Below are 16,850 nucleotides of genomic sequence, written 5' to 3' on the forward strand. Positions count from 1 at the left end.
AAACCTACATTACTTATACGCATGAAACAAGTATCTACATTACTATTCTTCTTATTAATCATTACTACAGCATATGCCCAGCAAGGCATGGTGAAAGGCTCGGTGGTGAACAAAGAGGGGAAGCCGGTGCAATTTGCCAACATTGCCATTCCTGCCCTGCGTACCGGCGCTACAGCCGACCAGCAGGGTATTTTCAATATAAAAAACCTGGCAGCAGGTACTTATGATATCAAAATATCAATGGTAGGATACCAAACGGTTAAGCTGAAGAAACAAATTACCGCAGGTCAGACAACGGTATTGAATGTTTCACTGGAAGAGGATCTGTCGAAATTAGATGAAGTAGTAGTAACCGGTGTATCCCGCGCCACGGCTGTCCGGAAAAATCCTATACCCATTGCCGTTATTGGTAAGAGGGAAATGAATATGAATGTAAATAATAACATCATCGATGCTATTATTAAAGGAGTACCGGGTGTAAGCGCGGTAACCACCGGCCCCAATATTTCAAAACCATTTATCCGTGGGCTGGGCTACAACCGTGTACTGACGCTGTTCGATGGCGTACGGCAGGAAGGACAACAATGGGGGGATGAACATGGCATTGAAATAGACCAATACGGCATTGCACGGGCGGAAGTGGTGAAAGGCCCTGCCAGTCTTACCTATGGCTCCGATGCCCTGGCCGGCGTGATCAACATGATCCCCGACATCCCGGAACTGACACCCGGAAAATTACAGGGCAGCTTTCTCACTGATTACCACAGTAATAACGGGATGATAGGTTCTTCACTTGGATTGGCTTACCGGCAAAACGACTGGAAATATGTATTGCGGGGCACTGTAAAGGCAGCGCATAATTACCGCAACAGCGTGGATGGGTTTGTATACGGCACGGCCTTCCGGGAGTATAATCTCACGGCATTGGCAAGGGTAGATAAATCGTGGGGGCATTCCCAGTTCGGCGCTACACTTTATGACAATACACAGGAAATTCCTGATGGCAGCCGTGATTCCCTGACCCGCAAGTTTACAAAGCAGGTGAAAGACAGTGGGGATGATATAAAAGACCGGCCACTGGTGCCGGAAAATGAGCTGCGCACTTACACCATTAACCCGTTGCATCAGCGTATCCAGCATTATCGCGTGTATAACCATTCCAAATGGAATGTGGGTACCGGCGATGTTAATACCATGATTGGCGTGCAGCAAAGTATCCGGCGGGAGTATAATCACCCGGAGATGCCTGAGCAGCCTGGGCTGTACGTGGTGCTGAATACATTGAACTATGATGTGCGCTACAATTTGCCGGTAATGAACGGATTGGAAACAACCATAGGGGTAAACGGTATGTACCAGTCGAATAAAAGTAAGAACGGCACCGATTTCCCCATTCCGGATTATAACCTGTTTGACATAGGCGGATTTATTTTTGCCAGGAAGTCTTTTGGTAAAGTAGATGTATCGGGTGGTATCCGCTACGATAACCGCTCTATCCGCTGGAATGATTTCTACGTGGGACCCAATAAACAGAATGGCTTTGAGCAGCATGCGCAGTTGCCGGATACCGCGGGAGCCCATCTGCAGTTCCCTTCTTTCAGTCATCAGTATACCGGTATTTCCGGCAGCCTGGGCGCTACCTGGAACATCAGCGAGCGGGTGCTGGTAAAGGCTAACATTGCAAGGGGCTACCGTGCCCCGAATATCACAGAGATTGGCTCCAACGGTCTTGATCCGGGGGCGCATATTGTATACCTGGGAAACCGTGGATTTAAGCCGGAGTTCAGTTTGCAGGAAGATATTGGCATTCAGGCCTGGTTGCCGGATGCGGATATCAGTGTGGAGTTGTTTAACAATAATATTGAGAACTATATCTACCAGGCAAAGCTATATGATAATACTGGCAACCCGGTGGTAATTGTGCCAGGTAACGCTACTTACAAGTACCAGCAATCTGCCGCGAGGTTATTTGGAGCGGAAGTGAGTGTGAATCTCCATCCGCGGAGTATTGCCTGGCTGACTATGAATAACAGTATCGCCTACACGCAGGGGCGTAACCGGAATATGGAACTGATTAGTACGCATGGCGACGAGGCGCGGTATCTGCCGTTTATACCCCCCACGCATATACGCAGCGAGCTGAAGGCAACCACCCAACGCAATTATGGGATATTCACCAAAGCCTATGCCCGTGTGGAGGCTGATATTATCGCTGACCAGCCCCATTTTTACGGGGTGGATGATACTGAAACATTTACGCCGGGATATACTCTTTTCAATATAGGCGCCGGTTCGGGTATTCTTAACAAAAAAGGGAAAACGGTGTGTGAAGTATTCCTGCAGCTGGATAATGTGGCCAACGTAGCCTACCAGGCCAATATGAACCGGTTGAAATATTTTGAATACTACAGCTCCTCCCCCAATGGGCGGCTGGGCATATATAACATGGGCAGAAATTTCAGCGCTAAAGTGATTGTACCGTTTTAGGGAAGATTACCATAGTTTAAGTCCCATTTTAATACCTATCTGGAGACTTGGCAGTATGCTGACCATTTTACCATCGTTCAGTGATACTTTGTCGTCATCGAAATGATAGGTACTGTATTTATAGATTTTACTGCGGATACCTACGCCGATGAAGGGATCCAGGATAAAGCGGTCCTTTTTGAACTGCCGGCCTATTAAAAGCTGCAGGCCAATTACGGTTTTATCGCCGGAGTTAGTGTAGGTAATATTACTGAAGGTATTGTCTTCATTAGGATAGAACACCTTTTTAACGAATAATACAGGTTCAAAGTAAGTGCCGGCTGCGCGGGAGGGCGACATTTCCTGTGAAATAAGGTACAGGCGTGCACCCACGCGGAAGCCGAGGCCCCGGCCGTCCACAAATTGTTCCGTACTGATGTCTGGTTTTTTCTGGCCGATGTCAATCTTTTTCGCCAGCACATAATCCGGATAATCGGTATAGATACCACTGATACCTACCTCCAGGCTGAATTTATCAGTTATTTCCTGTTCCAGGTAAATATCGAGTTCATTAATTAAGGTGGTGGGATTTACTTTAAGAAAGGTGTTTTTGCTCAATTGTGTTTTACCATCCTGGGCAGAGGATGATAAAATAAACGAACAGGATAACCATATTAACAGCAGTGTCTTTTTCATACAGTTGTAAGGGTTAGACTGGCTTCAGGACCTCCATCCGGGCGTTTGTCAGCTTTCAGAACCGGTCAATAATCGTTCCACAATTACCGGAAACCACTGATGTTCCAGCGCTTGTACTTTACGTGCTACCGACTCGGGCGTATCTTCCGGTGTAATGATAATGCGTTCCTGCAGGATCGTTTCCCCGTCGTCGTATTTCTCGTTCACGAAGTGGATGGTGATCCCACTTTCTTTTTCTCCGGCAGCGATAACGGCTTCGTGCACAAAATGTCCATACATTCCTTTCCCGCCAAATTTTGGTAACAGGGCCGGATGGATATTGATAATGCGGTTAGGAAAAGCCTGTACCAGGTTAGCGGGGATTTTCCATAAAAATCCGGCCAGCACTACCAGGTCGATCTTTTGCTCTTTTAATAACTGGATGTATTTATCTGAATGGAGGAAGGCCTCCTTTTCAATGAGTATACTCGTAATGCCTTCGCGTTCGGCAATCTGTAAAACACCGGCTCCGGGTTTGTTACATACAATTACGGTAACCCTGGCCTTATCTGACTGTTTGAAATGATCTATAATTTTCTGCGCGTTGCTTCCTGCACCCGATGCGAATATGGCAATATTTTTCAAAATCTCTTACTGTTTGAGTAGGGTACAAAAATAGATAATTTAGCAGGGATTTAAAGTAATGAATATAAAGAGGCCCCCAACATGCCTGGAATACGCTTCAGGCATGCTTTATACCAGCCTTTGACACGCCTTTGAGGTGGACTTGATGGGGAGTTGAGGTGGACTTGATCCTTATTTGAGATATTCCCCGCAGCCCTGGTATGTTTTGTCTTTCACCTGAACCTGTACGGTATTGGGTTTCATCAGTCCGCTCATATCGTCGGTGCAAACGGTGTTGCGGATACTTACCGTGATATCCGGTGTGGTATACACCTTTAAAGTATCGGTATTGGGTTTTGCAGGGGGCAGGGTTGCCTGCAGGCTGTCGCCGTTAACGTTGTTGAAACGTATTTTTTTGTTATCAAGATCGAGGCTCCAGAAGGGTTCGTTGCCGTTGGCGGTGAACCGGATGCCGGCTTTTGTCTTTTCGGCGAGCAGTTGCCTGCGGTCGCCACCCTCTACCGGCTTGAGGATATAGTTGCTGGCCAGCACACCTTCAATCCGTTTGCCTTTGGTATCGAGGAGGAGGAGTTTTCCTTCAGAGGCGAGGAAGGAGGTGCTGTCCGTTTTCTTTTGAAGCATTACGGTGGAGTCGGAGGTTTGTTTCCAGGTACCGGTTTCCACGGAGGCTATCCCCTGTCCTCTTCCCTGGTAAGCCACCAGTTCATGAAACGTATGATCGTCAAACAAACTGATCTGGTAGTCCATACCGGGGCAGTCGGCGCACGGGAGGGTACCCTGGTAGGTGCCGGTTATCACGGCGGGGGTGGTTATACCCGGTGTGCTTTTTTGCGTGGTGCTATCGTTTTGGGTGGTGGAGGCATTATTATTACAGGCCACGAAGGCGGTAAGCAAAACGGGGAATATGATACTTTTTTTCATGGGAGCGATTTTTTCGGTGGTGGATTGAACATTCTGGTCCGCCGGCAGGTTATAAAGGTAAAAATAACAACTCTCGCAGAAATTAACTGCGCTGACAGATAATATATTATATTGTGTGTTGAAGGATATAGGGGACCACTATTTGATTTTCATCTGCATATATTATAATTATATCCCCGCAAACCTTGCCCCACGTTATGATGTAGACGTGCGCCCACAGAGGAATTGAACTTTCAATTAAAATAATAAGTTTTGAAAGGAAATATTAAACAAAGTGTTTAAATAGGCCAGCAGCAAGACTTTCAGCTCAATCGTTGTTCAAAAAACGGGTTAAAAACAGCATTCTATAAGACAATAATTTTTTTTAATTGTTGGTAAATTGTCAACATTCTGTCTTATTTTTGCTGGCACTTTTAAGAAACTTTAGGTCAAATCTAAACTATATAGGCTGTGTATCGTCGTGTTTCCATTCTTTTGCGCAAGCATTTTGTGAGTGTGCTTATTCTATGCGCTAGTATAGTAATTCCGTTTTCTTCTGTTAAGGCAGCGGATCCAGCGAAGGGTAAAGCATTATTCCAAACAAATTGCGCTTCCTGCCATAATGTCCATAAGAAGCTGACAGGTCCTGCATTAGCGGGGGTAGAAGATCGCTGGCCCGATAAGAAATTATTGCACCAGTGGATCCACAACTCTGCGTCTGTACTGGCTACGGGAGATAAGTATGCTAATGCTCTGTACCAGGAGTACAACAAGACAGCGATGACGCCGTTTCCCCAGTTATCCAACGAGGAAATTGACGACATCCTGGCTTACGTAAAAGTTGAGCAAGCGAAAACTCCCGGAGGCGCCAAACCTGCTGAAGCTGGTGCAACTGAAGGTGCTGAAGACAAAGGCAATGACAACAGTTTACTGTTTGGTATCATCACACTGATCCTTGCAGTAGTAGCGCTGATCCTCATGCAGATCAACAGCAACCTGAATAAGCTGGCGGGTGATAAAGAGGGTGTTCCTACTCCGGATCCTGTTCCTTTCTACAAAAATAAAGCTTACCTGGCGCTGATTATCCTGGTGCTGTTCATGATAGGCGGTTACTTCACTATTCAGGGGGCTATCGGCCTGGGTCGCCAGAAAGACTATATGCCGGAGCAACCTATCTTCTACAGCCATAAGGTGCATGCGGGTATCAACCAGATCAACTGTTTGTACTGCCACGCCGGTGCTGAGAAGAGCAAGCATGCAATGATCCCCTCTGAAAATATCTGTATGAACTGTCACAAGGCCATTAAGGAATACTCCGGTCCTGAGCTGACAACTGCAGAAGGTAAGAAGGTAGATGGTACTGCTGAAATTGCAAAATTATACGATTACGTAGGCTGGGATCCTGAAGCTGGTAAATATACCAAGCCAGGCAGACCGATCGAATGGACTAAAATCCACAACCTGCCTGACCACGTTTACTTTAACCACTCTCAACACGTGGTTGCCGGTCAGCAACAATGTCAAACCTGCCACGGTGCCATCACCGAAATGGATGAAGTACATCAGTTTGCCGATCTCTCTATGGGATGGTGCATCAACTGTCACCGTACTACCAAAGTGCAGTTTGCGGACAACAACTATTACAGCATCTTCGAAAAGCTTCATCAGGATATTAAAGATAAGAAGATCGATAGCGTAACAGTTGAGATGGTAGGTGGTACTGAATGTCAAAAATGTCACTACTAGGAAGGATTTAGAGAGATTTTCTCTTAATCAGAAGATATCAAATTTATAAACGTAACTCGTTAATATAACATGGAGCAAAAAAAGTATTGGAAAGGCTTGGAGGAGTTGCACAATACCGATGCGCATCAGGAAATTGTGAAGAATGAATTCAGTGAAGAACTTCCGTTCGAGAGTGAAGGCCTGTTGAATGCTACTACCCCCCGCAGGGATTTTCTGAAATATCTGGGGTTCACCACCGCTGCAGCCGCTATTGCTGCCAGCTGTGAAACACCGGTTAAGAAAGCGATTCCGTATGTAAACAAACCGGAAGAGATCACCCCGGGTGTAGCCAATTATTATGCTTCTTCTTACGCCATTGATGGCGAATACGTACCGGTTGTGGTGAAAACCCGCGAAGGTCGTCCCATCAAAATGGAGGGGAATACTTTATCAGCTATCACACAGGGCGCTACATCCGCCAAAGTACAGGGCGCTGTATTAAGCCTGTATGATACTGCCCGTCTCCGTTTCCCATCTATTGGTGGTACGGAAACAACCTGGGCAGAACTGGATAAACAAGTAGGTGCAGCACTGGCCGGATTAGGCGGTGCTCCTGTTGTTTTATTAAGCGCCACTTTACTCAGCCCCACTACCAAAAAAGTGATCGGCGAGTTCCTGGCAAAATATCCAAACTCCCGCCACGTAGTATACGATGCAGTTTCTTACTCCGGTATGCTGCAGGCAAATGAAGCCTCTTACGGTCAAAGAGTTGTTCCTTCCTACCACTTTGAAAATGCCAAAGCGATAGTGAGTTTAGGTGCAGACTTTATCGGAACCTGGCTGAACCCTGTTGAATATGCCCGCCAGTTTTCTTCTACCCGTAAGATCAATGCTCAGAAACCCGAAATGTCCAAACTTTTCGCGTTCGAAAGCCATATGAGCCTTACCGGTGCAAACGCGGACGAAAGATATACACACAAACCTTCTGAAACCGGTGCAGTAGCACTGGCACTGCTGGCAGCAGTTGGCGGCAGCGTTACCGCTCCGGCTATTGCTGACAAACGTGTAGCAGATGGTATCAAAAAAGCAGCGGAATCACTGAAGGCCAATGCCGGTAAAGCACTGGTAGTAAGCGGTTCTAACGATGTAAATGTACAGATCATTGTAAACGCCATCAACAACATCGTTGGCGCCAATGGTACTACCATCGATTTCGCATCTCCATCCAACTACCGTCAGGGTATCGACAGCGACATGACCAAACTGGTAAGCGATATGAACGCAGGCAGCATCGGTGCTGTACTGATTTATGGCGCTAATCCTGCTTACGACTACTTTGAATCTCAGAAATTCGCAGAAGGTCTGAAGAAAGTGAAAGTCGCGGTATCCTTTAACGACAGAAACGACGAAACAACTGAACTGTGTAAATATGTAGCTCCTGATCATCACTTCCTGGAATCCTGGAACGATGCTGAAGGAAGAGCAGGTTACTATAGCTTTGCCCAACCTACTATCCTGCCGCTGTTTAAAACACGCGCTATACAGGATACCCTCCTCACCTGGTCTGGTAACACTACTACTACCTGGGCTGACTACCTGAAAAATGAGTGGATCAGCAAACTGGGCGGACAGGAAGCATGGGATAAAGCATTACAGGATGGTATTGTTGAACCAGCTGCAGCTCCTGCTTTAGGTGGTGCTACATTTGCCGGTGATATTGCCGGTGCTGCATCGAAGATCGGCAGTGCCAAGAAAGGTGGTAAACTGGAACTGGTGCTTTATGAAAAAGTAGCTATCGGTACCGGCAGATCTGCCAACAACCCATGGTTACAGGAAATGCCTGATCCGATCACCCGTTCTACCTGGGGTAACTACGCCTGTATCTCCAACAAACTGGCTAAAACTTTCTCTACTCAATTAGGTGATGATTACGAAATCAACGCAGAGAAGAAAGTGCTGAAGGTTAAAGCCAACGGTAAAGAAATCGAACTGCCGCTGCTGATTGTTCCGGGTATGCACCCTGAAGTAATCGCTATTGCAGTAGGTTACGGCCGGAGCAATAATGTAGGAAGAGCTGCCGGTGGTATCGGTAAAAATGTTTATCCGCTTGTTAGCTTCAATGGTCAGAACTTCGACTACTTCGCTGTTGACGCAACAGTAGAGGCTACCGGTCAAAAAGAAATTGTTGCTTTAACGCAAACACATAATAGTTACGAAGGTCGTCCGATCGTTAAAGAAACTACCCTGGAAGAGTTCATCAAGAACCCTAAAGAGGTAAACGAAGACAGACTGGAACTGAAGAAATTTGGTCCTGACTTCCGCAAGGATGCTACCCTGTATCCTAATTACAGCTACCCTGGTATCAAATGGGGCATGTCTATTGATCTGAACACCTGTTTCGGTTGTGGTGCATGTACAATTGCCTGCCAGGCAGAAAACAACGTTTCTGTTGTAGGTAAAGAAGAGGTGGCTAAAGCGCATGAAATGCACTGGATCCGCATCGACCGTTACTTCAGCGGGGATGAAGAGAATCCGGAAGTGGTGTTCCAGCCGATGTTGTGTCAGCATTGCGATAACGCGCCTTGCGAAAACGTTTGTCCGGTTGGCGCAACCAACCACAGCTCTGAAGGTATTAACCAGATGGCTTACAACCGTTGCATCGGTACCCGTTACTGCGCTAACAACTGTCCTTACAAAGTACGTCGCCTGAACTGGAGAGACTGGAATGGTGCTGACAGCTTTGAAAACAACCTGTACGATGTAGCTGATATGAACGATAACCTGACGCGCATGGTACTGAACCCGGATGTAGTGGTTCGTAGCCGTGGTGTGATGGAAAAATGTTCTTTCTGCGTACAACGTTTACAGGAAGCGAAACTGGATGCGAAGAAAGCTGGTCACCCATTGAAAGATGGAGCTGCTAAAACCGCCTGCCAGCAAGCTTGTGGCGCTGATGCGATTGTATTTGGTAACATCAACGACAAGAACAGCGAAATCTATAAGATTCGTAACGAGCAGCAGGTAGACAGGATGTACTATGTGTTGGAAGAAACACACGTACTGCCATCTATCAGCTACCTGGCGAAGATCAGAAACAAGGATGCCGCTCCTAAAGCAGAAAAAGAGTCTGCTCACAAGGAAGAAGCGCATCACGCGTAATGGTCTTAACCGGTAACCGTTAAGAAAAAGACAGAAAGAACAGAATCTGAGATCATAACAAAAGACAAGGGCTAGTAGCTAGAAGCTAGCAGCTAAAAGCTTATAGAATATGCATTTAAAATACGAATCCACACTGAGAGAACCTTTGGTAGACGGGGTTAAGGATTATCACCAGGTAACGGAAGATATCATTAGTCCCATTGAAGGGAAGCCCGGAAAACTGTGGTATGTAGGCTTTTTCATCTCCCTGACACTGTTGGGCTTTGGTGCCTTTTCCGTGTTCTGGCAGATCTATTTCGGTGTCGGAGTATGGAATCTGAATAAAACCATCGGTTGGGGTTGGGATATTACCAACTTCGTATGGTGGGTAGGTATTGGTCACGCCGGTACCCTGATTTCCGCGATCCTCCTGCTGTTCCGCCAGGGTTGGCGTACAGGGGTGAACCGTGCGGCGGAAGCGATGACGATCTTCGCGGTAATGTGCGCCGGTCAGTTCCCGATCATTCACATGGGTCGTGTATGGATGGCGTTTTTCATTCTGCCTTATCCAAATACCCGCGGTCCGGTATGGGTTAACTTTAACTCTCCGCTCCTCTGGGACGTATTTGCGATCTCTACTTATTTTACCGTATCCCTGCTGTTCTGGTACTCTGGTCTCCTTCCGGATTTCGCCAGTGTTCGTGACAGGGCTAAAACAAAATTGCGCAAGTTATTATATGGTGTAGCAGCATTCGGCTGGACCGGTTCTACCAAGCACTGGCAACGTCATGAAGCGCTGTCGCTGGTACTGGCAGGTTTGGCTACTCCACTGGTATTGTCTGTACATACGATCGTATCTTTTGACTTTGCGACTTCTGTAATTCCTGGTTGGCATACTACCATCTTCCCTCCTTACTTTGTGGCGGGTGCGATCTTCTCCGGATTTGCGATGGTACAAACGCTGCTGATCATTACACGTAAAATATTACATCTTGAAGAATACATTACCCTGGGTCACATGGAAGCCATGAACAAGGTAATTGTGTTAACGGGTTCTGTAGTAGGTTGTGCTTACCTGACTGAGTTATTCATGGCATGGTATGGCGCTAACCCTTACGAGTTCGCTACTTTCTTCAAGTATCGTGCTGCCGGTCCGTTAGGATGGTCATATTATATCATGATGACGTGTAACGTGGTAACGCCGCAGGTATTCTGGTTCCGTAAAATGAGAAGAAATGTAATGGTGACTTTCGTAATGTCCATCATTGTGAACATTGGTATGTGGTTCGAGCGTTTCGTAATCATCTGTACTTCACTGTACCGCGATTACCTGCCATCCAGCTGGTCATACTATCGTCCGTCCTGGCCTGAAGTAGGTTTCTACATGGGTACTTTCGGTTTGTTCTTTACCTGCTATTTCCTGTTTGCTAAATATTTCCCTGTAATTGCACTGGCTGAAATCAAGTCAATCCTGAAAACATCCGGTCAGAACTACAAGGAGAAAATGGAAGTGTACGAAGAAGAGCCTGCAGAGAAATTTGCTCATGATGTGGCTCACGCACATTAATAGATGAATTAAGAGAACTTATTACCTGGAATTTGAATTTTTAAATATATGGCTGTTAAAAAATTTGTTGTAGGCTTGTTTGACGATGAGGCGGTATTGTTTCCGGCAGTAAAGAAAGTACGCACTGCAGGATACAAATTGCACGATGTATACACTCCTTTTCCTGTTCACGGCCTCGATCATGCAATGGGTTTAAGAGAAACCAGTCTGCACACAGCCGGTTTCATATATGGTATCACTGGTACCACTACAGCATTGGGTTTCATGAGTTGGGTGTTTAATGTAGACTGGCCGCTGAACATTGGTGGTAAACCACATTTCCCGTTACCAGCTTTCATTCCTATCACCTTTGAGCTGACCGTATTATTTGCGGCGGTGGGTATGGTGATGACTTTCTGTTATCTGTGCCAGTTAATGCCGGGTGTAAAGAAACACATCTTCCATCCAAGACAAACAGACGATAAGTTTGTGATGGTAATAGAGCTGACAGAAAAAACCAATGCGGAAGAAGTAAAGAGCTTCCTCGCTGCTGCAGGTGCACAGGATATCAATGAGCAGAAGGCTGAAGCAGGATGGTGGTTCGGAAGATACGATAAGGACGATGAGCCTTATCTCCGTAAGATTCAGACCGCAAACGCTTAATTAAAATAACAGCTAAAACATACCGTTGCGACATTAGGATTTGAGCAAGCAAGAACTAATGAAAGCTAGATAAATAATTTCTGATGAAAAGGACTTCCAACATATTGATTGTAGCCGCATTGGCAACTGGAGCTTTCCTGGCAGCCTGTAACAGAGGGGAGCATAACAGAAAGCCCGGCAGGATTTATATGCCAGACATGTATGAATCCCGTGCGTATGAATTTTACAGTGCTCGTTTGTCAGGCCTGAAGCCAGTGGAAGGAACAGTAAAAAGAGGAGAACTTTTGCCATACCATCTGAAAGAATCAGATACGGCACTGGCTAATCTGGTAAAGAATCCATTAACTATTACGCCATCTGATCTGAAGGAAGGCGAACGTTTATTTAATATCTACTGTGGTATCTGTCATGGTACTGCATTAGATGGTAATGGTCCGCTGTACAAAGGTGGAGATGGACCTTATCCTGCAGCTCCTGCCAACCTGATTGCCGGTGCAAAATCCGGTTACACAGAAGGCCGCCTGTTCCATGTAATGACTTATGGTTATAACATGATGGGTAGTTATGCCAGTCAGCTCGACAGAGACCAGCGCTGGAAGATTGCTGCTTATATCAAGAGTAAACAGCCAGGTGCTGCCGCCCCGTCTGCCGCTCCTGCTAACGATAGCACTGCAGCTAAATAAATGAGTTAAACTGAATTTCAATCAAGTATTTTAATATACAGTAATGAAAGACCAATTTGTAGTACCGGCAAGATTAAAAAAGACCAGCTTCGTGTTAATGGGCGTGGGCTTGCTGACGTTATTGATCGGATTAATTGCGTTTCGAGGTGAGAACGCGACACGGTTTTGGGCCGGTCTGTTGCAAAACAGCAGCTTCTTTTTGCTGATTACATTGGCGAGCACCTTCTTTATAGCTGCCACTACCCTGGCACATGGTGGCTGGCAGATTGCTTTCCGCCGTGTACCTGAAGCGATTTCAATGGCCGTTCCTGTTTTGTCTGCCATTTTATTTGTGATTGTAATGATCCTTGTTTTTGGTGGAAAAGAAGATATTTACCACTGGGTAAACGCACATCACGTAGCGGAGGATAAGATCCTGACCTGGAAATCTGCTTTCCTGAACAAAGGATTCTTTACCGTAGCTACTATCCTGACACTGGGCCTCTGGATATTCTTTACCCTGAAGCTCCGCAAAATGTCTATCGAAGAAGATGGATGGGATCTGCGTCCTGAAACAGGCCGTAAATTACTCTGGAGAAATACCGTTGTATGCGGTGGCTTCCTGGTAGTATTTACCCTGAGCGTTGGATCTACCACACCATGGGTTTGGTTAATGAGTATCGATGCACACTGGTTCTCTACCATGTACAGCTGGTACACTTTCGCCAGCACCTGGGTATCCGGTCTGTCGCTGATAGCACTGTTCGTAGTATATCTGAAAAAACACGGTTATCTCGCTTATGTAACGGAAGAGCACCTGCACGATCTGGGTAAATTCATGTTTGCATTCAGCATTTTCTGGACTTACCTCTGGTTCTCCCAGTACATGCTGATCTGGTACGCCAACATGCCGGAAGAAACTGAATACTTCCAGCCGCGTGTTTGGGGCCAGTGGAGACCAATCTTTTTCCTGAACCTCCTGATCAACTTTGTTACTCCGTTGTTGTTCCTGATGAAAAGGGACACCAAACGTAACTATACTGCCATCGTTTTCATCGCTATTGTGATCATCTTCGGTCACTGGCTGGATTTCTGGCAAATGGTTTACCCAGGTACCGTTAAAACCCTGGTATTCCCTTGGTATGAATTCGGACTCGGACTCGGTTTCGTAGGACTGATCATCTTCCTGGTATCTAACCAGCTGACTAAAGCTGCATTGGTTCCGAAGAATCATCCTTACCTGAAAGAAAGTATCATTCACCACACCTAATTGGGTGATCAAGGAGATTAGGCAAAAGAAAAGCATTAGATAACTTAATTATTTCATATAGCAATGTCAGGATTTTTAGCAGTCTTAGTTGTTGTTCTCATATTCATAGTCATCTTCCAGATTGCGAAGGCGAGCGAATATGTGTCCATATTGAAGGGAGAAAAGAAAGCGCGCGAGCAAAGCAACCGTATAAATGGTTTCCTGCTGATTGCATTCCTGGTGCTGGGGCTTATAGGAGTGTACTACTGTAATGATTTGCTGAAGGGCAAGATCCTGGGCGAATCTGCATCAGAACAGGGCGAAGGCGTTGATACCCTCATTTACGTAACACTGGCCATCACCGGTATCGTGTTCGTGGTTACCCAGGTTGCATTGTTCTGGTTTGCATTCAAATACCAGGAGAAAGAAGGCCGTAAAGCATTTTACTTTCCGCATAATAATAAACTGGAAGTTATCTGGACCGTTATCCCGGCTATTGCCTTAACAGTACTGGTGGCTTTTGGTTTGAAACACTGGTTCCAGCTTACCTCAGAAGCGCCAAAAGACGCTGCTGTGGTAGAAGTAACCGGCAAACAGTTTAACTGGATCTTCCGTTATCCTGGTAAGGATGGCGCACTGGGTCGTCGTGACATTAAGAATATTGATCCTTCCGCCGGTAATGAACTGGGTCTGGACTGGAACGATCCTTTGAACAAGGATGACTTTATGCCTACCGAACTGCACCTGGTAGTTGGTAAACCGGTAAAATTCATCATTGGTTCCCGCGATGTAATCCATGACGTAGGTTTGCCTCACTTCCGCATGAAAATGGATGCGGTTCCCGGTATCCCTACTACCCTGTGGTTTACACCTAAGTACACTACTAAACAAATGAAGGAAAAAACCGGTAACCCGGATTTCACCTATGAAATTTCCTGCGATCAGATGTGTGGTAGCGGTCACTACTCCATGAGAGGCGTGATAGTGGTGGAAACTCAGGCAGAATATGATAAATGGGTAGCTGCCCAGAAATCAACATACAGCCTGACACACGCTGACACTGCAGCTCCGGCTGCGCCTGCCGGCGAAGCCAAAGCAGATAGCACACAAAAAGCAGTAGCTGCAAATATTCAGTAAGCTGTAATTTTGTGTAGAAGAATTTTTGACGGAGTACAATTAAAAACTAAAAAGACAAACTGACAAACGACGATACTTCCCGGGCGTTAGTTTATAATAAACCGAACCGATTATGAGTAACGAAGCAACATTGCACAGTCAACAGGAGGTAATGCACGGAGCGCATGATCATCATGATCATGAGCACCACCATGAAGACAGTTTCATTTCGAAATATGTGTTCAGCATGGATCACAAAATGATCGCCAAACAATTCCTGATTACTGGTATCGTTTGGGCTATCATTGGTGCTTTCTTCTCTGTACTGTTCCGTTTGCAACTTGGTTTTCCTGATGCCACTTTCCCCTGGCTGGAAAGTATCCTGGGTCATTGGGCTAAAGGTGGCCGCATTACAGCGGAAGCTTACTATGCACTGGTAACAATGCACGGTACCATCCTGGTATTCTTTGTATTAACGGCCGGCCTGAGCGGTACCTTCTCTAACCTGCTGATTCCTTTGCAGGTAGGTGCACGTGACATGGCCTCCCCTTTTATGAACTGTTTGAGCTACTGGTTCTTCTTCCTGGCCAGCCTGGTAATGATGGCTTCCCTGTTTGTTCAAACAGGTCCGGCTTCCGGAGGTTGGACGATGTATCCGCCGCTGAGTGCATTGGGAGACGCTTCCATCGGTTCTAAAATAGGTGTGGATCTTTGGTTGACCAGTATGGCGCTGTTTGTTGTTTCGCAGCTGCTGGGTGGTTTGAACTATATCTCCACACTGCTGAACATGCGTACCAAAGGTATGGCGATGACCAAAATGCCTTTGACTATCTGGTCATTCTTCTTCACTGCTGTATTGGGCGTATTGTCTTTCCCTGTATTGCTGTCAGGTTTCATCCTGCTGCTCATGGATCGTCACGCTGGTACCAGCTTCTACCTGTCTGATATCTTTATTGCTGGTAAAGCACTGGCAAATGAAGGTGGTAGCGCTATTCTCTATCAACATTTATTCTGGTTCTTAGGTCACCCTGAGGTATATATTATCATCCTCCCGGCGATGGGTATGGTTTCTGAAGTACTGGCGGTAAGTTCCCGCAAGCCTATCTTTGGTTACCTGGCGATGATCGGTTCCCTGTTCGCCATCTGTATCCTGGCCTTCCTGGTTTGGGCGCACCATATGTTCGTAACAGGTTTGAATCCATTCCTGGGTGCATTCTTCGTACTCTTAACCTTATTGATTGCGGTACCATCTGCCATCAAGGTATTTAACTGGATCACTACTATCTGGAAGGGTAATATCAACTTTACGCCTGCTTCCCTGTTCTCTATCGGTTTTGTGAGCACTTTCATCTCCGGTGGTTTAACAGGTATTTGGTTAGGTAACTCTTCTATCGATATTCACCTGCATGATACCATGTTCGTAATCGCTCACTTCCACATTGTAATGGGTGTATCTGCGTTCTTTGGTATGTTTGCCGGTATCTACCACTGGTTCCCTAAAATGTATGGCCGTTTCATGAACCAGACCATTGGTTATATCCACTTCTGGGTAACCATGATCGGTGCTTACCTGATCTTCTGGCCAATGCACTACGAAGGTATGGCGGGTATGCCAAGAAGGTACTATGATGTATCCGGCTGGGCTTCCTTCAAACAGTTTGGTGGTTTGAATGAGTTCATCACTATTGTGGTAATCCTGGTATTTGCAGTACAGCTGCTGTTTGTGTTCAACTTCTTCTACAGCATTTTCAAAGGTAGAAAGATGACCACACAGAATCCGTGGAACGCAACTACCCTGGAATGGACTACACCTATCCATGCCGGTCACGGTAACTGGCCTGGTGAAATTCCTGAAGTATACCGTTGGGCTTATGACTATAGCAAGGATGGAAGAGATTTCATTCCGCAAACAGAGCCTATCGGACCTAATGAATCAGCGCACTAAAATATAGTTCGGAATTCCGGCAGGAAGACACCTTTCAGGCGAAAAATCTTCCTTCCGGGATTTTGTTCACTGTGATGTTTGTAAATTTGTTCCGGACTTAAACCCGGGATGTGGCTAGAA

Annotated in this window: 12 protein-coding genes; 9 read left to right on the forward strand and 3 right to left on the reverse strand. The window is 46.1% G+C overall.

Annotation, left to right across the window (positions count from 1 at the left end; all coding sequences use genetic code 11):
• The first annotated feature begins 21 nt into the window (after positions 1–21).
• Positions 22–2,487 carry a TonB-dependent receptor gene (locus QFZ51_RS04560; protein WP_429043640.1) on the forward strand — a complete coding sequence of 822 codons (2,466 nt, stop codon included), beginning with the start codon at positions 22–24 and terminating at the stop codon, positions 2,485–2,487.
• 6 nt (positions 2,488–2,493) lie between these two features.
• Here QFZ51_RS04560 and QFZ51_RS04565 read toward each other — a convergent pair whose 3' ends face one another.
• From QFZ51_RS04565 to QFZ51_RS04575, 3 genes are all read right to left on the reverse strand, one after another.
• A complete protein-coding gene (locus QFZ51_RS04565) occupies positions 2,494–3,162 on the reverse strand; it encodes a hypothetical protein (protein WP_370909110.1) in 669 nt (222 codons plus the stop codon).
• A 48-nt stretch (positions 3,163–3,210) separates the two neighbouring features.
• The gene (purN, locus tag QFZ51_RS04570) at positions 3,211–3,786 is read right to left on the reverse strand and encodes a phosphoribosylglycinamide formyltransferase (protein WP_429043643.1); all 576 of its coding nucleotides are present in this window, start codon (positions 3,784–3,786) and stop codon (positions 3,211–3,213) included.
• A 171-nt stretch (positions 3,787–3,957) separates the two neighbouring features.
• The gene (locus QFZ51_RS04575; protein ID WP_429043645.1) at positions 3,958–4,707 is read right to left on the reverse strand and encodes a copper resistance protein NlpE N-terminal domain-containing protein; all 750 of its coding nucleotides are present in this window, start codon (positions 4,705–4,707) and stop codon (positions 3,958–3,960) included.
• Between the two features lie 450 nt (positions 4,708–5,157).
• Here QFZ51_RS04575 and QFZ51_RS04580 point away from each other — a divergent pair, with 450 nt between their 5' ends.
• From QFZ51_RS04580 to QFZ51_RS04615, 8 genes are all read left to right on the forward strand, one after another.
• The gene (locus QFZ51_RS04580) at positions 5,158–6,432 is read left to right on the forward strand and encodes a c-type cytochrome (protein ID WP_429043647.1); all 1,275 of its coding nucleotides are present in this window, start codon (positions 5,158–5,160) and stop codon (positions 6,430–6,432) included.
• 69 nt (positions 6,433–6,501) lie between these two features.
• Positions 6,502–9,570, forward strand: coding sequence for a TAT-variant-translocated molybdopterin oxidoreductase (locus tag QFZ51_RS04585; RefSeq protein ID WP_429043650.1), 3,069 nt, complete (start codon positions 6,502–6,504; stop codon positions 9,568–9,570).
• Positions 9,571–9,679: 109 nt separating this feature from the next.
• The gene (nrfD, locus tag QFZ51_RS04590) at positions 9,680–11,116 is read left to right on the forward strand and encodes an NrfD/PsrC family molybdoenzyme membrane anchor subunit (RefSeq protein WP_370909115.1); all 1,437 of its coding nucleotides are present in this window, start codon (positions 9,680–9,682) and stop codon (positions 11,114–11,116) included.
• Positions 11,117–11,164: 48 nt separating this feature from the next.
• Positions 11,165–11,758: a DUF3341 domain-containing protein gene (locus QFZ51_RS04595; protein ID WP_370909116.1), complete on the forward strand. Its 594-nt coding sequence runs from the start codon at positions 11,165–11,167 to the stop codon at positions 11,756–11,758.
• Between the two features lie 83 nt (positions 11,759–11,841).
• The gene (locus QFZ51_RS04600; protein ID WP_370909117.1) at positions 11,842–12,441 is read left to right on the forward strand and encodes a c-type cytochrome; all 600 of its coding nucleotides are present in this window, start codon (positions 11,842–11,844) and stop codon (positions 12,439–12,441) included.
• A gap of 43 nt (positions 12,442–12,484) precedes the next feature.
• Positions 12,485–13,690 (forward strand): quinol:cytochrome C oxidoreductase, encoded by a 1,206-nt coding sequence (locus tag QFZ51_RS04605; RefSeq protein WP_429043654.1) that lies wholly within the window; start codon positions 12,485–12,487, stop codon positions 13,688–13,690.
• A 63-nt stretch (positions 13,691–13,753) separates the two neighbouring features.
• A complete protein-coding gene (locus QFZ51_RS04610; RefSeq protein ID WP_370909119.1) occupies positions 13,754–14,806 on the forward strand; it encodes a cytochrome c oxidase subunit II in 1,053 nt (350 codons plus the stop codon).
• Between the two features lie 112 nt (positions 14,807–14,918).
• Positions 14,919–16,730: a cytochrome c oxidase subunit I gene (locus tag QFZ51_RS04615; protein ID WP_429043657.1), complete on the forward strand. Its 1,812-nt coding sequence runs from the start codon at positions 14,919–14,921 to the stop codon at positions 16,728–16,730.
• The last annotated feature ends 120 nt before the right edge of the window (positions 16,731–16,850 follow it).

Source organism: Chitinophaga sp. W3I9, assembly GCF_050434025.1.
Classification (GTDB): Bacteria; Bacteroidota; Bacteroidia; order Chitinophagales; family Chitinophagaceae; genus Chitinophaga.